21 protein-coding genes are annotated in these 18184 nt (G+C 28.5%); 12 read left to right on the plus strand and 9 right to left on the minus strand.

All coding sequences use genetic code 11. The features are described from left to right. Positions 1-24: 24 nt before the first annotated feature. The 3 genes from ACFOWD_RS06710 to ACFOWD_RS06720 form a co-directional block, all read right to left on the minus strand. On the minus strand, positions 25-648 hold the full coding sequence (locus tag ACFOWD_RS06710) for a hypothetical protein (protein ID WP_377409133.1): 624 nt from the start codon (positions 646-648) through the stop codon (positions 25-27). A gap of 37 nt (positions 649-685) precedes the next feature. After that, positions 686-1114 carry a DUF2141 domain-containing protein gene (locus ACFOWD_RS06715; RefSeq protein ID WP_298992258.1) on the minus strand — a complete coding sequence of 143 codons (429 nt, stop codon included), beginning with the start codon at positions 1112-1114 and terminating at the stop codon, positions 686-688. Between the two features lie 130 nt (positions 1115-1244). Next, entirely contained in the window at positions 1245-3401 is a 2157-nt protein-coding gene (locus ACFOWD_RS06720) for a TonB-dependent receptor (protein WP_377409135.1), read from the minus strand. A gap of 200 nt (positions 3402-3601) precedes the next feature. Here ACFOWD_RS06720 and ACFOWD_RS06725 point away from each other — a divergent pair, with 200 nt between their 5' ends. After that, positions 3602-4147, plus strand: coding sequence for an rRNA adenine N-6-methyltransferase family protein (locus ACFOWD_RS06725; protein WP_377409137.1), 546 nt, complete (start codon positions 3602-3604; stop codon positions 4145-4147). Here the strand turns inward: ACFOWD_RS06725 and ACFOWD_RS06730 are convergent. The 3 genes from ACFOWD_RS06730 to dnaK all read right to left on the minus strand — a co-directional run bounded on the left by ACFOWD_RS06730 (position 4131) and on the right by dnaK (position 7565). Then, positions 4131-4664, minus strand: a complete 534-nt coding sequence (locus ACFOWD_RS06730; protein ID WP_377409139.1) for a hypothetical protein — start codon at positions 4662-4664, stop codon at positions 4131-4133. The genes ACFOWD_RS06725 and ACFOWD_RS06730 overlap by 17 nt on opposite strands. 6 nt (positions 4665-4670) lie before the next feature. Beyond that, on the minus strand, positions 4671-5558 hold the full coding sequence (locus tag ACFOWD_RS06735) for a metallophosphoesterase (RefSeq protein WP_377409141.1): 888 nt from the start codon (positions 5556-5558) through the stop codon (positions 4671-4673). A gap of 99 nt (positions 5559-5657) precedes the next feature. Further along, the gene (dnaK, locus tag ACFOWD_RS06740) at positions 5658-7565 is read right to left on the minus strand and encodes a molecular chaperone DnaK (RefSeq protein WP_377409143.1); all 1908 of its coding nucleotides are present in this window, start codon (positions 7563-7565) and stop codon (positions 5658-5660) included. 246 nt (positions 7566-7811) lie between these two features. Here dnaK and ACFOWD_RS06745 point away from each other — a divergent pair, with 246 nt between their 5' ends. Both ACFOWD_RS06745 and ACFOWD_RS06750 read left to right on the plus strand, forming a co-directional pair. Continuing rightward, positions 7812-8153 (plus strand): DUF2853 family protein, encoded by a 342-nt coding sequence (locus ACFOWD_RS06745; protein ID WP_298992275.1) that lies wholly within the window; start codon positions 7812-7814, stop codon positions 8151-8153. A gap of 86 nt (positions 8154-8239) precedes the next feature. Beyond that, entirely contained in the window at positions 8240-9664 is a 1425-nt protein-coding gene (locus tag ACFOWD_RS06750; RefSeq protein WP_377409145.1) for an L-serine ammonia-lyase, read from the plus strand. Here ACFOWD_RS06750 and yaaA read toward each other — a convergent pair. Beyond that, on the minus strand, positions 9661-10419 hold the full coding sequence (yaaA, locus tag ACFOWD_RS06755) for a peroxide stress protein YaaA (protein WP_377409147.1): 759 nt from the start codon (positions 10417-10419) through the stop codon (positions 9661-9663). The two genes, ACFOWD_RS06750 and yaaA, sit on opposite strands and share 4 nt — an antisense overlap. Positions 10420-10601: 182 nt before the next feature. On the opposite strand from yaaA, the gene ACFOWD_RS06760 reads away from it, so the two are divergent. From ACFOWD_RS06760 to ACFOWD_RS06790, 7 genes are all read left to right on the plus strand, one after another. Continuing rightward, the gene (locus tag ACFOWD_RS06760) at positions 10602-11141 is read left to right on the plus strand and encodes an RNA polymerase sigma factor (RefSeq protein WP_377409149.1); all 540 of its coding nucleotides are present in this window, start codon (positions 10602-10604) and stop codon (positions 11139-11141) included. Between the two features lie 37 nt (positions 11142-11178). Continuing rightward, positions 11179-11844, plus strand: coding sequence for a hypothetical protein (locus ACFOWD_RS06765; protein WP_377409150.1), 666 nt, complete (start codon positions 11179-11181; stop codon positions 11842-11844). A gap of 83 nt (positions 11845-11927) precedes the next feature. Further along, a complete protein-coding gene (locus ACFOWD_RS06770) occupies positions 11928-12806 on the plus strand; it encodes a hypothetical protein (protein ID WP_377409152.1) in 879 nt (292 codons plus the stop codon). A 43-nt stretch (positions 12807-12849) separates the two neighbouring features. Continuing rightward, positions 12850-13323: a hypothetical protein gene (locus ACFOWD_RS06775; protein WP_377409154.1), complete on the plus strand. Its 474-nt coding sequence runs from the start codon at positions 12850-12852 to the stop codon at positions 13321-13323. Between the two features lie 11 nt (positions 13324-13334). Further along, complete coding sequence (locus tag ACFOWD_RS06780; protein WP_377409156.1) at positions 13335-14243, plus strand: hypothetical protein; 909 nt, start codon at positions 13335-13337, stop codon at positions 14241-14243. A gap of 4 nt (positions 14244-14247) precedes the next feature. Next, positions 14248-14718: a DUF6428 family protein gene (locus ACFOWD_RS06785; protein ID WP_377409158.1), complete on the plus strand. Its 471-nt coding sequence runs from the start codon at positions 14248-14250 to the stop codon at positions 14716-14718. A gap of 22 nt (positions 14719-14740) precedes the next feature. Beyond that, positions 14741-14995 carry a hypothetical protein gene (locus tag ACFOWD_RS06790; RefSeq protein WP_377409160.1) on the plus strand — a complete coding sequence of 85 codons (255 nt, stop codon included), beginning with the start codon at positions 14741-14743 and terminating at the stop codon, positions 14993-14995. Here ACFOWD_RS06790 and ACFOWD_RS06795 read toward each other — a convergent pair. Both ACFOWD_RS06795 and ACFOWD_RS06800 read right to left on the minus strand, forming a co-directional pair. Further along, positions 14979-16013, minus strand: coding sequence for an RluA family pseudouridine synthase (locus tag ACFOWD_RS06795; RefSeq protein ID WP_377409162.1), 1035 nt, complete (start codon positions 16011-16013; stop codon positions 14979-14981). The two genes, ACFOWD_RS06790 and ACFOWD_RS06795, sit on opposite strands and share 17 nt — an antisense overlap. A 60-nt stretch (positions 16014-16073) precedes the next feature. Next, entirely contained in the window at positions 16074-16628 is a 555-nt protein-coding gene (locus ACFOWD_RS06800; RefSeq protein WP_298992307.1) for a PASTA domain-containing protein, read from the minus strand. Positions 16629-16721: 93 nt separating this feature from the next. Here ACFOWD_RS06800 and ACFOWD_RS06805 point away from each other — a divergent pair, with 93 nt between their 5' ends. Together ACFOWD_RS06805 and coaD are read left to right on the plus strand one after the other, a co-directional pair. Next, on the plus strand, positions 16722-17696 hold the full coding sequence (locus tag ACFOWD_RS06805; RefSeq protein ID WP_377409164.1) for a D-alanine--D-alanine ligase: 975 nt from the start codon (positions 16722-16724) through the stop codon (positions 17694-17696). Between the two features lie 5 nt (positions 17697-17701). Then, on the plus strand, positions 17702-18157 hold the full coding sequence (coaD, locus tag ACFOWD_RS06810) for a pantetheine-phosphate adenylyltransferase (RefSeq protein ID WP_298992313.1): 456 nt from the start codon (positions 17702-17704) through the stop codon (positions 18155-18157). Positions 18158-18184 lie beyond the last annotated feature (27 nt).

Genomic DNA, 18184 nt, shown 5'->3' on the forward strand with positions numbered 1-18184 from the left:
AACTAAGAATTTAAAACGATTTTTTTATCCTTGACATTGTTTTAAAACTTCTTCTGCTCTTTTTACTTGAAATTTAGGATAAAATTCTTCTTCAATTTTTTCTTCTTTCCCAAGTTTAATTGCTCTTTTAATTTCATCACAATAGGGTTTTGTAGATTTACCAAAAAAACGTGCAGCTCCCATATTCCATTCTGCATTTCCTAAAATAACTCTTGGGTTTTTTGGAGCAATAGCTAAAGCTTTTGCATATAATTGTGCATTTTTTCCAGATAAAGTCATCCCATATTTTTGACCATCAAATGCAATATAAGCTGTATTTAATAAAGCTTCTGTAATCATAATTTCTGGATTATTTTCAGAATTCGATTTAGCATTATTTAAAAACTCTTTTGCTTTATTAAGTTTAGCTGTTAAAGTAGCTTCTTCTTTTACGCCAAACGCTCCTAAAATTTCTATTTGAGCTGCATAAAAAGGAGGAAGCCAATTTTGAGGTTCTGCTTTAGAAATTCTTTCAAATAATTGTGATGCTTCTGTGTTTTTTCCTTCTCCCCAAAGTGTAAATGCTTTTTGCATTCCTTTTTGATATTTGCTCTGTGCTGCTACATTTAAGGACATAAGTATCCCAATGAATAAAAATAATTTTTTCATAATTAATTGATTTTTAAAAAGTTAATTGTTTTAAGTGTTAGTTGACTTTTATGGTGATTGTTTTATTGGTATCAACTATAAATTTTGCATCTTTAAATTTAGGAGGGCCCATAAAACCTTTAGCGTCATTAGAAAAACCATAAGGTTCTTTTGGGATGCCAAAAATTTTAGTGTCCATTTTGTTATTATCATTTTCATCATGAAATAACGAAATTGCATATTCGCCTTTTTTTAATCCTTTAAAAATAGCAATTGCTCTTTTGTCTTTTACAATAGCATTTGCTCCTTTAGTGTCTTCACTTTTTTTAAGAAAAGTAGCTTCACTATTGTATAAAGCCAAAAATACTTTTCCTTTATCTGTATCCATTCCAGTAATTTCAACTTTCAAATCAAAAGTTTCTTCTTGTGCTTGTAAAGAGAATGTCCCTAGAAAAATGATTGCTAATAGTAAAAGTATTTTTTTCATAATATATTATTTTAATGATTCAAATATCTGATGTTTTTTTGACTTTATAACAATTATAATACCGAATTGTAAATATTCTAATCTGAGTTGTAATTATTTTTCTTTTTCTTTTAAATGAATTTATTAAAAGTTACAAATTGTCTAATTGATTAGATTTTTTATCATCACTAATAGTCCAAAAGAATCCAATAAAAAAGAAGCTGTCTGCATTTGGTAAAATAGCTTGTCTGTCAAAATTTCCATTCATATCTGGAGTGTTTTTATAATTATAGCCAAAAACGTTTCTTGTACCTAAAGCATTGTTTACAGAAAAATATAAAATCTTTTGTTGGTCTATTAAATATGCCCAATTTAAACTTACAGAATTATAATTTTTAGTGGTATTGTTTAAAAAACCTGTTTCATTTGGGTTTGTGTAAGTTCTGCCAGAAGCAAAATTGTATGCTAAGCCTATTTGACTTTTCCATTTTTCTACCCAATGCTTACCAACTATAGATAAATTATGAGTTGATGCAAAATTAGGAGTTGCTGCTGTAGGATAGTTTCTAAAATCTCTTTCTGTATCTAAATAAGAATAAGAAATCCAATAATCTGTATTTTTTATTTTTTGATTTTGTCTCCAAAAAATATCTATACCTTTTGCATAACCAAATCCATCATTTGAAAAGTTAGAATTATAATTAGCCATCTGAGAATCAAACTTCACCAAGTCTTTATAATTTTTATAATAGGTCTCAATTCTAAAAATTTGATTTTGTTTAGTATGTTGAAAATTTGCTATGAAGTGTGTTGTGTTTTCAGAGTTTAAATCTTGATTAAATTTTAAATAGTTATTTATTGGATTTTGATAAAACTGCCCATAAGCCAAAGAGAATTGAGCATTTTTATTCGCTTTATATGCTAATGATATCCTAGGAGATAAAGTAAACTCATTAAAAATGCTTGAATGTTCTCCTCTAAAGCCAATTTGAGCAGCTAAATTTTTAGAGAAAAAGATATCTGTTTCTACAAACGTTGCAAAAATATTATTATTAAAACCATAGTTAATTGAGTTACTATTTACAGCAGTATAAGATTCATTAAACTTTGTTATAAATGTTTCAGATCCAAGACTTAAACGAAATCTACTTGAATATAATTTTTTCAATCTTACCTTAAAATGTGCTGAGTTCTCACTGTTACTTATTTTATCATTTTCAATTTTCATATTAGAAATATCATTTGTAAAACTAATACCAGTTTCAATCCTCCATTTATTTCCTATTTTGTTTTTGTAAGAAGTATTCATGTATAGATTTCTATTTTCTAATCCAAATCTAAACCCATCAGCATAATTAATATCTTCTTGAATTAAATCGATGTCTGTATAACTAAAAGCACCATAAACTTTTAACATAGAATCATCTTTAAAAGTATGTCTATAAACAGCTTCTCCACTAAAAGATTGAAAAGGACTTAACCATGTGTTTCTATCAGGAAATAATTCTAAATAAGGTTGTAGATTAACATATGATGTATTTATGCTTAATGAATTTTTACCCCAAATTTGTGTGTTTCCAACACCTGCTCCAACAGTCATTATAGAAACATCTGTTTTTTCTTGATCTGGTTTATCAATAGTGTTTAAAACTAATACACTACTTAATGCTTGTCCATATTCTGCTGAATATCCACCAGTAGAAAAAGTGATTCCTTTAAATAAAAAAGGAGAGTACCTACCTCTTGTAGGAACATTATTTGCACTAGGTGTGTAAGGAGTAAATACTCTTAAACCATCTATAAAAATTTGAGTTTCTTCAGCTTGCCCACCTCTAACAAATAAACGTCCATCTTCTGCAACTGCAGAAGTGCCAGGTAACGTTTGTAATGCACCCATAACATCTCCAACAGCACTTGCAGTAGTAACAATATCTAGAGGTTTTAACACAGTAACTTTTGCTTTTTCACCAGTTTTAAATGTACCTGCGTTAATTGTGACTGCATCTAAAGTATTTACATCGTCTCTAAGTTTTACAACTAAATTATTTAGTTTTTTTACGTCTTCAGTTTTTATAAAAGTTTCAAAGGAAACATATGAAATTACAATGGTTTGATGTCCTGTTTCTTCAGTTGTAAATAAAAATTCTCCTTTTTCGTTTGTAGAAGTTCCATCATAAGTGCCATCTAAATACACATTTGCACCTACAATTGGTTTTTTATTTGAATCTACTACTTTTCCTGATATTTTAAATTGTGAGAATACATTTAATTGAGATAGAATAAAGAAAATAAATAAAATGCGTTTCATCGTTTATTAGTTTTTTGATGAAACAAAGGTGAAAGTAATCTAAGTTTTAAAATAAAAAGAAATACTGAATTGTAAAAAATATAAGATGAGTTGTCTTTTTATTATTTGTTGTAGCTAGAATTAAAAATATATATGGAGTATACACATTAAAAGTATATTTTTTTTATATTTTAGTAAAAATTAAGTCCCTCAGATATTCGATGAAAAATACACTTAAAACTGCCCTTTCTTTTACTAAAAATCTTTTTACTGTTGGTGCCATAAATGAAACAAAACCAGAAACTGTTTCTGAAATGTGTTCAAAAATAGACATCAATAAAAAAATAAATGTTATTGAATTTGGTATGGGTCATGGAAACATGACTAAAGAAATATTAAAAACTATTTCTGAAGACTCAATACTTTATTCTTTTGAAATAAATACAGATTTCTGTAAACATGTAGAAAAACATATAAAAGATGATAGATTAAGAGTTATTAATGATAGTGCATTAAATTTTAAAGAATACGTTTCTGAAAAAGTAGATAACTTTATAATCTCTATACCTTTTACATTTTTAAAAGATGAAGAAGCAATAGAATTGGTAAAATCATGTTTTAATCAATTACAAAAAGAAGGTACTTATAGCCAAGTTGTTTATAGAGAAAACACTCTTTTAAAAGCTATTGGAGATAGACCTTATGAGAAGAAAGTAGTAAAGGCTTTAATAAATGAAAAAATTTTTCATATCAAGAATAATTCTTAAGTTCATTTTTGATTTGTTGTAAAGACTTATCTGTAGATATAAATTCAGTAATCACTTTCTCTATAATTCTCTCTTCTTCTAAGTTGAAATATGATGCCCAACTTTTCTTTTTAAAAAGATTTTTAATTTTTTGTTCTCTTTTTAAAGCTTCAGTAAAGGTAAAATTATGTTGTAGGTTTAATTTGTTATTGGTTTTAATTTTAACAGATTCTTTCTTAAAATCAACTTGAATAATATACAGTTTGTTGTCTGAATTAATAGGGTAGAAGTCACTCCAATTTGCAAAACCAATTACTGTTTTTTGATTTTTATAATTTTCTTTTGTAATTAATTTCCATCTACAATTTGCAACTCTTCCCCAATGATTTGATTTTCGATAAACTCCTTTCTCTGTATAAAAATAATAGCTGTTAGATTTACTTTTATAATTGGTATTTTCTGGAAAATCAAAATCATCAACTTGATGAAATTCGCAAAAAGTATGTTTAAAAAAGTTAGATGAGTTATAAGTTTTCAAAGAGAATTATTTAATCACTAATTTTCTTGATGGTTCTCTTTCAAACCCTTCAACAAAAATGGTGTCTTTGTCAAACTTTACTTTTGCAAAAGCTGATTTTTTTTCTGTATCAACCATGCCTTTAAAAGTTAAATAGTGCACATTATCTGCAAATTCGTAGGCGCCTGCATGATTATGTCCGTTAAAAAAAACTTTTACATTTTTATAAGGTTTTATGAGTTCTACAAACTGATCTCTATTCCAAATATTATGTTGATCTACAGGATAAATTGGAAAATGACAGTAAAATCCAACTTTTTGGTTTTCTCTTTTTGAAGCTTCTAATTCAGATTTTACCCAATTTATTTGTTTGTTGCTTAAGCCACCATTCCATTTTTTTAAATAGGATAAGTTTTTGTTTTTTAATAAGTTAAAAAGAGAGTCTGTTTGTAGCTCTTTCTCTTTAGTAGTTGTTCCATAAAAACTTAAATCATTACCATCTAAAACAATAAAACGCCAATCGTTTTGAACAAAACTATAGTACCTGTTTTTTAAATTTAACTTTTTTAATATTTTTTCTTTATTTACTTGGCCTACATCAAAATCATGATTTCCTAATACATGATAAGATTTAGATTTTAAACTATTCCAAGTAGGTAATAAACTGTCTAAGCTCCAGATTTGTTTATCAATAAAATCACCTAGATGAATAGTGTAACTTAAAGAATCTTTATTTAAGGTAGCAACTGCTTCTTTTAATCTTTGAGGCGCTTTTTTATAATACCTATCCCATTTAACTTCACAGTTGCAATATTGGCAATCTGCAATTACGCCTATTTTAAATGAGTCATATGTTTTTTTTTGACAAAAATTTAAACTGATAAAAAGAGCAGCAAAAAGAATAATTTTTTTCATCAATCAAAAATAGAGAAAACAATTAGAAAAAAGAAAACGCAACCAAATTAATGATTGCGTTTTTATATATAGACTCTGAACTTAGTTCAGATGTTGGACTTATTTTACTTCTTCGAAGTCTACATCCTCTACATTATCTCCTTGATCTGTATTAGCTTCTGGCTCACCTTGTGCACCTGCTCCAGGATTTGCTCCTCCAGCTTCTTGCTGAGCTTTATACATTTCTTCTGAGGCAACTTTCCAAGCTTCGTTTATCTTTTCCATTGCAGCATCTATTTGAGCAATATCTTTAGATTCATGAGCCTTTTTTAATTCTTCTAAAGCAGCTTCAATTGGTTCTTTTTTATCTGCAGATAATTTATCACCAAATTCTTTTAATTGCTTTTCTGTTTGAAAAATCATAGAATCTGCTCCATTAATTTTATCAGCAGTTTCTTTTGCAGCTTTATCAGCATCAGCATTTGCTTCTGCTTCTTGTCTCATTTTTTCGATTTCCTCTTCAGTTAATCCAGATGAAGCTTCAATTCTAATATCTTGCGTTTTGTTTGTAGCTTTATCTGTTGCAGAAACTTTAATGATACCATTTGCATCAATATCAAAAGTTACTTCAATTTGAGGAATTCCTCTTCCAGCTGGTGGAATACCATCTAAATGGAAACGTCCAATAGTTTTGTTGTCAGCAGCCATAGCTCTTTCACCTTGTAAAACATGAATTTCTACAGAAGGTTGATTATCTACAGCAGTTGAGAAAACTTGTGACTTTTTAGTAGGAATCGTAGTGTTAGCGTCAATTAACTTTGTCATTACATTCCCCATTGTTTCGATACCTAATGATAAAGGCGTAACATCTAATAATAATACGTCTTTTACATCACCAGTTAAAACTCCACCTTGTATAGCAGCACCTAAAGAAACAACTTCATCTGGGTTTACACCTTTGCTTGGCGCTTTTCCGAAGAATTTTTCAACAGCTTCTTGAATTGCTGGTATTCTTGTAGAACCACCTACTAAGATAATTTCATCAATATCAGAAGTCGATAAATCAGCATTTTTTAGAGCTGTTTTACATGGCTCTATTGTTCTTTTTACTAAATCATCTATTAACTGCTCAAACTTAGCTCTTGATAATGTTCTTACCAAGTGTTTTGGTCCACTTGCAGTTGCAGTAATATAAGGTAGGTTTATTTCTGTTGATGTTGAACTAGATAATTCTATCTTCGCTTTTTCAGCAGCTTCTTTTAAACGCTGTAAAGCCATAGGATCGTTACGTAAATCCATGTTTTCTTCAGACTGGAATTCATCTGCTAACCAGTTAATGATTTTTTCATCAACGTCATCACCTCCTAAGTGAGTATCACCATCTGTAGCTAACACTTCAAATACACCATCTCCTAATTCTAAGATAGAAACGTCATGTGTACCACCACCAAAGTCAAAAACAACAATTTTCTTATCGTCATTAGCTTTATCTAAACCATAAGCTAAAGCAGCAGCAGTAGGCTCGTTAATAATTCTTTCTACTTTTAAACCAGCAATTTCACCAGCTTCTTTAGTAGCTTGTCTTTGTGCGTCGTTAAAATATGCAGGTACAGTAATTACTGCTCCTGTAACATCTTGACCTAAGTAGTCTTCTGCAGTTTTCTTCATTTTTTGAAGAACCATAGCAGAAATTTCTTGTGGCGTATATAAACGTCCATCAATATCTACTCTTGGAGTATCATTATCTCCTTTTACTACTTTATAAGGTACTCTTTTTACTTCTTTAGAAGACTCAGAGAATTTGTTTCCCATAAAACGCTTAATAGAATAAACAGTTTTAGTTGGGTTAGTTACAGCTTGTCTTTTTGCAGGGTCACCAATTTTACGTTCACCACCTTCAACAAAAGCTACAATAGATGGTGTTGTTCTTTTTCCTTCAGCATTTGGGATTACAACTGGCTCATTTCCTTCCATTACAGAAACACATGAGTTGGTTGTTCCTAGATCTATTCCTATAATTTTACTCATAATATTTATTTTTATTAATTTTTATTTCAATTTTACATCTTCATATTGTCAAAGTGTGTGCCAACTGATTTTTGATAAGGAAATGTCAGTTTTTTTAAAAAAGTCATTCATAGTTATGACAATATGACACAACTTGTAATTCTTACCACTTAACGAATTCTGTTTTTCTTACATAATTAATTTTTATATATTTGAGTAATTCAAATAGAATAAAAGGGAATATTAAAAAAAATTAAATCAAAAATCATGAGTAAATTTGACGAAAAAGTTGCTTTGTACAAACAATTTATGGACGATAGAAATCTGCGTTCTAACACAGAATTATTAGCTGCTGTAACAAAAGGTTTAGGACCTTCTATCTACAAAGCAGATGCAGAAACTGTTTCTGGATCAGATGCAAAAGAGTTAGCAACTGTAAAAAATAATTTTTTAATAAAAAAATTAGGATTAACAGATAGCAAAGAATTAGATGAAGGGATTGAAGAAGTTATGGAAAGAATTGGAAAGTCTGAAAGAAAAAAATACAGAGCTGTTGTTTACTATATGTTAGTAAAAAAGTTTGATAAAGAATCAGTTTACGGTTTCTAAATTTGTCTTTTAAATATTATAAAAAAATCCAACTCATTGAGTTGGATTTTTTACATTTACAGCAATTTTAAACTTGATTTTTACGAATGTCACAATTTATTAGTGTTTTTGATATGCTCAAGATTGGTGTTGGGCCATCAAGTTCGCATACATTAGGTCCTTGGAGAGCTGCACAAACTTGGGTACAAAAATTAAGAGAACTTACTATTTTAGATAGTATAGATACTATAAAAGTAGATTTGTATGGATCTCTTTCTTTAACTGGTAAAGGGCATGCCACAGATTTAGCAATTCTTTTAGGGCTTAGTGAAGCTGATCCTGAATATATTCCAATAGAAGATATTGCTATTATTGTTGAGCGTATAAATATTCAAGAAGAATTGTATTTAAAAGGAGGTAAAGTAATTAAGTTTCCAAATAATTCAATATCATTTAATAGAGAGTTTTTACCATTTCATGCAAATGGAGTAACATTTAGAGGTTTTTCTGAAGGTAAAGAAATATCTACAGAAACCTATTATTCTATAGGTGGAGGGTTTATAGTACAAGAAAAAGATAATCTTGAAGAGGAAATAGAAATTAATAAAAAGAATTTTCCTTATCCAATTAATAGAGCTATACAATTAGAGGAGTTTTGTGAGAAAGAAAATCTTTTAATTTCTGATATCGTTTTTAAAAATGAATTAGAATTAAAATCTGAACAAGAAATAGATTTTGAACTCAATAGAATTTGGGAAACTATGCTAGAATGTATGTATATTGGATGTCATACAGAAGGTAAACTACCTGGAGGACTAAATGTAAAAAGGCGAGCTTTTGGTACTCATCAAAAATTAATTAAAGATTCACAATATTCAAATCCAGAAGAGTGGATTACTGCAATTAGAAGTACAGAAGTTAAATTTAGAGAAATTTTAAAATGGGTTAGTTGTTTTGCGCTTTCTGTTAACGAAGTAAATGCTTCATTAGGTAGAGTTGTAACAGCACCTACTAATGGTAGTGCAGGTGTAATACCTGCAGTATTAATGTATTATATGGTGATAGAAAATCATGAAGCAGATTTTAATCATATTCGAAGATTTTTATTAACAGCAGGTGAAATAGGTAGTATCTTTAAAAAGAATGCTACAATATCTGCAGCAATGGGTGGTTGTCAAGCAGAAATAGGAGTCTCTTCTGCAATGGCTGCAGCAGCATTAACAGAATTATTAGGAGGTTCTGCAGCACAATGTTTGGTTGCAGCAGAAATAGCTATGGAACATCACTTAGGTTTAACCTGTGATCCTATAGGTGGTTTGGTACAAGTACCATGTATAGAGCGTAATTCTATGGGTGCTATAAAAGCCATAAATGCTGCTGAAATGGCTTTAGAAACAGATCCTAAAGAAGTTAAAGTCCCACTAGATAAAGTAATTGACACAATGTGGGAAACCGCCAAAGACATGAATAAAAATTACAAAGAGACTTCAGAAGGTGGTTTGGCTGTAACAGTTAGATTAGCTGATTGTTAACGCGTAAAAACTAAATCATTTCCAGAAGATAATTCCTCAGAGAAACCATAACCTTCAACATCAAAACCTTTTAATTCTTCTAAAGTAGTTACATTATGATCTATAATATAACGAACCATATAACCACGTGCCATTTTTGCATAGGTCATAATAGTTTTATACTGGCCATTTTTAAAATCTTTAAAAACAGGAGTAATCATGGGCACTTTTAAAACTTTTTTTGGAATGACTTTAAAGTATTCAGAACTTGCTAAATTTATTAAAAGTTCATCATCTGCTAATTCTTCATTTAAAGCATTTGCTACAGTATCATCCCAGAACTTATACAAATTATCTTTTCTACCAACTTTTAGTTTTGTCCCCATTTCTAGCCTATAAGGTTGAATTAAATCTAAAGGTTTTAAAACACCATATAAACCTGATAAAATTCGTAATCTTTCTTGTAATAGAGGTAATTTCTCTTCAGCTAAAGAATTTACGTCTATACCTTGAAAAACAGCCCCTGTAAATGCATAAATGGCTTGTTTGGCATTTTCAGGATTAAATGGAGTTTGCCATTCTTGATTACGATCATAATTTAAACTAGCTAAATCATCTGAAATAGACATTAAATCTGCTAATTTTTTTCGAGAAAGTGTTTTTAATTTTTTATTCAATTTTTCAGAGTGTTCTAAAAATTGAGGTTGTGTATGTAAACTTGTAGGCACTTTATTTTCGAAATCTAAAGATTTAGCTGGAGATATTATAATTTTCATAAGTGATTTTCAATGATTTATTATAAATGTAAAATTACAAATCATGTGATATAATTTCAAATTGATTTCTTATTAAATATTGATTATCGTATTAAGAAAATTGATAGCCTAAAATTATTTTATATTTACATTCAACTATTTCGATTTTTTAAGGTCAAAGTAAAAGAACTAACAAAATATACTTGAGTAAAGAAGCAGAACTTGTAGAGAAATTACAAAACTCTGCACTAAAAGATATAGCTTTTAGTGAGCTGCTTGACGTCTATCAAGAACGATTGTATTGGCATATCAGAAAAATTGTACAAACCCACGAAAATGCAGATGATGTTTTACAAAATACATTCATAAGAGTGTATAAAAGTATAAATAACTTTCAAGAAAAAAGTAGTCTGCATACTTGGATGTATAGAATAGCTTATAATGAGTCTATGCGTTTTTTAGAAAAAAACAAAAAGAAAAGTTATGACAATATAGATGATGTAAAAAGCTCACACTTAGAAGTTTTATTTGAAGATGAATATTTTAATGGTGATGAGATTCAGAAAAAATTACATAAAATTATTGACAGTTTCACAGAAAAGCAAAAACGAGTCTTTCATCTAAAATATTTTGATGATTTAAGTTTTAGGCAAATTTCTGAGCTTTTAGAAATTTCTGAAAGCACCTTAAAATCAACATATTACACAGCTGTAAAAATAATCGAAAAAAAAATATTAGAATAAACCAAACTATTTTTTAAAAAGAGGGTCTAACTAAATAATGAAAAAAAATACTTCAAATAAATCTTATAAAAAATTCCTAAAAAAAGGTATTTCTGATGTTACTCAACTTCATAAAGAATACTTAGGTACAGATATTCCTGCAGATTATTTTGAAAATTCTAAACTGTCTATTTTAAATAAAATTAATTCAGAAACTTCTACTGGTAAGTTTCTAAAGGAAGAAAAGTCAGACATCACAAAACATCATAAAAACTACTTAGGTAAAGAAATTCCTGAAGATTATTTTAAGAAGTCTAAAAGTTCAATTTTAAATGCAATAAAAGAAGATGCTTTAGTAGAACAAAAGCCTAAAAAACAACTTGTTTTTTATTTACGACCTCAATTTAAATTTATTGCTGCTGCTGCTATTTTATTTTTATTGACCTTAAGTATTTGGTTACAAAACTCAGAAAGTAAAAATAATTTTGATGATATTACTATAGAAGAACTAGCCCTTGAAGATGATGTCTTAATTAAATCTTTATTGGTAGAAGATTCAGATTTAGATGAGTTTACAGATGCTACTTTATTTAATGAAGTTGTTGTTAAAGCAGAAATTAAAGAACAAAAAATGGATGATTTAATTTTAAACTCCTTAATTTTAGAAGACTCATTATTAGATAATTACATGGATGAGGAACTAGTGGAAACAATTATTTTATAAAAAAAATAAAATTTTTTCAAACTATTTAAAAAAACAAAGTTCTAAATAAACAGAAACAATTATTAATTAAAAAATTACCAATTATGAGAACTTTAAATTTAAAAGAAACTACTTCAAAGTCAAGTTTTTTATTATTAGCAATTTCTACTTTTATTTTATCTTTATTTCTATTTACTTCATGTTCAGAATCAGAAAGTATAGATGGTTTACAAGACGATACTACATTAATTGAAAAGATAGAATCAGCATCTAAAATTACAGTAAGTGATACAGATTTGCCAACTTCTACTTCTATAGCATTTAATGGAGATTTAGCTGACAGCTTTGTTACAAACGTAGAGCTAGCCTCTGGTTTAGGTTATAAAGTAGCAATAGAAACCGACAATGAGGCAAGAGAAGAAAGTAAAAGTGATGTGTTTTTTACTTTACAGGGCAGACAGTTAAATGATACTAATGAAAGAAGAGCAAAGAAAAGACGTAAATGTTTTGAGTTTGTCTTTCCAATTGATTTTATAATGCCAGATGATACTACAATTACGTTAAGCGCAAAAGAAGATTGGACTTTAATAAGAGCTTGGTATCAAGAGAATCCAGATACTAGAGAAAGAGCTCAATTAGTTTTTCCTGTAGATATTATTTTAAAAGAAGATGGTTCTACACAAACGTTAATAGATAGAGATGATTTAATTGCAGTAAAACAAAATTGCAGAGCAGGTAAAGACAAAAGAAAGTGCTTTAAGTTAGTTTTACCAGTAACCTTTACAATGCCAGATGCATCAATTATTGAAGTGAATGAAAGAGATGATTTTAAGTTGGTTAGAGAATGGTATAAAGACAACCCAAATGCAACAGAAAAAGGTTCGTTAAACTTTCCTGTAGATGTTGAATATAGAGATGGTACAGTAGCTACTATTGAAGATCAAACAGCATATGATGCAGCAAAAGAGAGTTGTCGAGATTAATTATAAATTTGTAATTTAGAGTTTTGAGATAAAAAGAAAAGTAATGAATTTAAAAAACAGCATATTTTTATTTGGTTGGTTAATTACAATGCTATTTAACATTCCTGCTTTTGCTCAAGACTCTAGTTACAACTTAATTAAAAAAGAGTTGACCAAAGAACAAAGAGCATTGCTTCAAAAAGAAAGAGAAATGATAAAGTCTAATCGTGAAGCATTTAAAGCATCTCTAACTAAAGAGCAACTAGCTATTTTAAGAGATAAAACCATTTCTAAAGCTGAAATAAGACAAAGATTAGTTGCTACTTTTTCTAGAGACCAAAAAAAAATGGTGCAAAGTCAACAAATAAGACTTAGAAATACCAGAGAAACATTCAGAAAATCTTTGACAGAAGAGCAAAGAAAGATGTTAAAAGAACGTATAGATAAAATTAGAAATTCAAAAGATAGAGGAGAGTTGAAAGATGGGCCTAGAATTAATAATGCAGATGGCAAAAAGAAAAGAAATAGAGGCAATTAGATAAGACTTATATGAAGCTTCTTTACCAAAAAGTTAAAAAACGACTACAGTTTTATGGGTTGCTATTATTTTCAATAGCAACCTCTTTTTGTTGTTATGCACAAGAAGAAAATTTAGATGATATTGATGGTTTAATAGATGAGCTTTTTTTTAATGATCAACAATTTTTAGATGAACTGATAGAAGGTGGATTAACTTATAATTTTTTATATACTTCAGTTTCATATAATACAAATACCTTTTTTTCTGGTAGAGACTCAGGTACAGATCAATTTAATATAATTCCGCAAGTTTCTTATTATCATTCTTCAGGATTTAATGCTAGTATATCAGGTATATACTATCAAAATTTTGCGCCTGCTTGGGATTTTACAAGTGTATCTGTAGGTTATTTTAATACTATTGGAAAACAAAAAAACTTCAATTATAATTTAGGTTATACTCATTTTTTCTATTCAGATGATTTTGATGATTTTACAAATTCAATAGATTTAAGTGTAGGATTTAGAAATACAAAAAGAACATTAGGTACAACTTTAGCAGCATCATATTTATTTGGTACAGATACTTCTTTACAATTAGTTTCAAATAGTTTTTTAAATATAAATTTAAAAAGAACTTCTAATTTAGCTTTACGCTTTAGACCTAATATTAGTTTTATTATAGCAGACCAAACTTATACATTTAGTAGCATAATTAGAAGTCCATTAGGCCCAAGAATAGTTACAGTAGTTCAAGAAGTATTTGATTTATTAAATACTCAATTAAGTTTTCCATTGTCATTATCAACTAAATCATGGGATTTTGAAATAGGTTATCATTTAAATCTCCCAAATGCAGTTTCAAACGAAAGTAATTTATCTAACACTAATTTCTTTTCATTTTCAGTAGGATATTTACTAGATTTGAATAAGAATTAGAATCATGATATTATCAGAAATAAAAAATCATTTAAGAAACTTAAAAACCATAGCTTTTCAATTACCAAATGGAGAGTTAGTTCCTGCTCATTTTCATGTGACTGAAGTTGGTAAAATAAGTAAAGATTTTATTGATTGTGGAGGTAAAGTTAGAAAAGAAGAGGTAATTAATTTTCAGCTTTGGGAAGAAAACGATTATGACCACAGATTACATCCAGAGAAATTATTGAAAATTATTGAGTTATCTGAAAAAATGTTTCAATTTGATGATCTAGAAATAGAGGTAGAATATCAAGGAAAAGCAACAATTGGTAAATACAATTTAGATTTTGATGGAAAAAATTTCTTATTAACTTCAAAAGTTACTGCATGTTTAGCTGAAGATGCTTGTGGAATTCCAAAACAAAAACCAAGAATTCGCATTTCTGAATTAGGTAAAGTAAATTCTTGTGCACCTGGTTCAGGTTGTTGTTAGTCTTTAGTCTTAATAAGTAAAAATGGATGTAAAAAGAGCAATTAAAATAGCTGAAGATTTTTTATTAGAGCAATTCCCAAAAGCTACTGATATTGATTTAGAGGAAATAGAGATAACTGAAGATAAAGAGTTTTGGTATATTACTTTAAGTTATTTAGATGAAGTAAAAGATGAAATTCAGCAAAATCGAAAACGATTTTATAAAATATTTAAAATCGAAAACGAAACTTTTATTGTTTATGCTATGAAAATAAGAGAGTTTAAAAATCCTCTTTAGAATTCTCAGAATAAGTCCTCCATTTTTCCAAACAAGCCTGCATATCTTCTGGAATTTCAGAATCAAACTGTAAAAATTTTCCAGTGATAGGGTGCGTAAACCCTAATGTTTTTGCATGTAAAGCTTGTCTTGGTAAGGCTTTAAAACAATTTTCTACAAACTGCTTGTATTTGGTAAATGTTGTTCCTTTTAAAATATCATTTCCTCCATATCTTTCATCGTTAAAAAGCGTATGACCTATATGTTTAAAATGAGCTCTAATTTGGTGTGTCCTACCAGTTTCTAGTTTACATTGTACTAAAGTTACATAAGTTAAACGTTCTAAAACTTTAAAATGTGTAACTGCATGTTTCCCAAATTCACCATCAGGAAAAACAGCCATTTGTAAACGGTTTTTTAAACTACGACCTATATTGCCTTCAATTCGTCCTTCATCTTCTTCAATATTACCCCAAACCAAAGCGTAATATAATCTTTCAGTTGTTCTATCAAAAAATTGTCTAGACAAATTAGCCATTGCAAATTCAGTTTTTGCAACTACAAGTAAGCCACTTGTATCTTTGTCAATTCTATGCACTAAACCTGGTCTTTCATTAGAATTTGTAGGTAAATTTTCTATATGATGAATTAACCCATTCACTAAAGTTCCAGAATAATTTCCATGACCTGGATGCACAACCATACCTGCTGGTTTGTTTACAACAATAACAGTATCATCTTCATAAACAATGTCTAAAGGTATATCTTCTGCAACCAATAAATTTTCATGTGGTGGATGAGCTAAAACCACTTTTACTACATCATTTGGTTTTACTTTGTAGTTTTGTTTTACAGCAACATCATTTACTAAAATATTACCAGCTTTAGCAGCTTGCTGAACTTTATTTCTTGTAGCATTTTCAATAAAATTCATTAAAAATTTATCAACTCTTAAAGGTACTTGACCCATACTAGCAGTAAACCTGTAATGTTCATACAAGTCATCATTTTCTGTTTCTAAATTTTCGTTTTCTTGCATCTTGTTTTACTACAGCACTTTTATATTGTAATGTTTAAATTGAAGAATTTAAATAATTTGTTACTTATTACCATCACCCAAAACCAAATCTATAATTGAGTTTTTAGGTAATTTATCATTTGGATTTACAATTTTTCCTTTGTGTCTTAATCCTCTAACCACATCTTTTCCAAGATCTCTTACATAAGTGTAATTTGCACCTACAATAAAACCAATAGCTTGTAATTCAGACTCTGCTTGTCTTTTTGTGCGTCCATTTAAATCAGGAATTGTAATATCTCTGTATTTAGACGGATTTAGCGTTAAGTAAATTTTACGCTTTTCTTTTACATATTCTCCAGCTTCAGGGTTTTGTTCAATTACAGATTTTTTTGGGTATTCTGGATTGTAACTAGCACTATCAATTACTTTAAAATCTAAATCTAATTCTTTTAGTTTACGCTCAGCTTCATCAATTGTAATTTTATGCAAATCTGGTACTTGTATTTTTTGATCGTGATTTGTTGTAATATTTAACCAAAAATTTAAAATAAAATATAGCAATACAAGAGATATTAAAGCAATTGCTATTTGTTTAAAAAACGATTTACTTTTTAAAAACTGAAAAATACTCATGAAATGTTTTTTGATAGATGACAAATATATAAAAACTAAACGTTGTGGTTTCTATTTATATTTTGATAAATTTGTTATAATTAAACAAGATTGATGAAAAAAAATATTGCCATAATAATGGGTGGCTATTCTTCTGAAGTCAATATTTCTCTAAAAAGTGGAAATGTTGTTTATAAGCATTTAAATAAAGAAAAATATAATGCTTATAGAGTTCATGTTTTAAAAGAAAAGTGGGTAGCTTTAGATAATGAAAGTAACGAATACCAAATTAATAAAAGTGACTTTTCTTTTATTAAAAATGATGAACATATTACTTTTGATTGTGTTTTTAATGCAATACATGGTAACCCTGGAGAAAATGGAATGATTTTAAGTTATCTAGAGTTGCTAAATATACCACATACATCAGCTCCTTTTTATCAAATGTCTCTTACTTTTAATAAGAGAGATACCTTAAGTGTTGTAAAAGAATATGGAGTAAAAACTGCAAAATCTGTTTATTTAAATAAAGGTGATGAGATTCATGTTGAAAATATTATAGATAAAGTTAATCTACCTTGTTTTATTAAACCCAATAATGCAGGTTCTAGTTATGGTATTTCTAAAGCTTATACAAAAGAAGAGGTTTTAAAAGGAATTGATTTAGCTTATCAAGAAGATTCTTCAATACTAATTGAATCTTTTTTAGAAGGTACAGAAGTTTCTGTGGGAGTTATAGAATATCAAAATGAAATAAAAGTTTTACCAATTACTGAAATAGTTTCAGAAAATGATTTTTTTGATTATGAAGCAAAATATCAAGGTAAATCTCAAGAAATCACACCTGCAAGAATCTCTAAACGTAAACAAAATAGAGTAGAAGAAGTTGCTAAGAAAATATATAAAGCACTAAATATGTCTGGTTTTACAAGATCGGAATTTATTTTTGTGAATGATGAACCTCATTTTTTAGAAATGAATACTGTACCAGGAATGACAGAAGAAAGTATTTTACCACAACAAGCAGCAGCAGCAGGTATATCTCTAGAAGATTTATTTGAAAATGCAATTCTAATGGCTTTAAAATAAAAACAATGAAAAAAGCAATTTTCCCTGGATCTTTTGATCCTATAACTTTAGGTCACTTAGATATTATAGAAAGAGGTGTAAAATTATTTGACGAACTTATCATAGCTATTGGTGTTAATGCCGATAAAAAATATATGTTTTCTTTAGAAGAACGCAAAAAATTTATAGAAGACTCTTTTAAAGACGAACCTAAAATTAAAGTAGTTACTTATAAAGGATTAACTGTAGATTTTTGTCTAAAGAATAATGTAGATTTTATTTTAAGAGGATTAAGAAATCCTGCAGATTTTGAGTTCGAAAAAGCAATTGCACATACAAATAGAGATTTAGCTCCTATAGAAACAGTGTTTTTACTTACAGCAGCAAAAACTTCATATATTTCTTCTTCTATAGTAAGAGATGTCATCAGAAATGATGGAGATTACACAAAGTTGGTTCCAGAAACAGTAAGAGTTCAATAAGTAGGGTATACTTTGACTCAAAAGACT

Origin of the sequence: Polaribacter marinivivus (assembly GCF_042651285.1) — a bacterium.
Taxonomy (GTDB): domain Bacteria; phylum Bacteroidota; class Bacteroidia; order Flavobacteriales; family Flavobacteriaceae; genus Polaribacter; species Polaribacter marinivivus.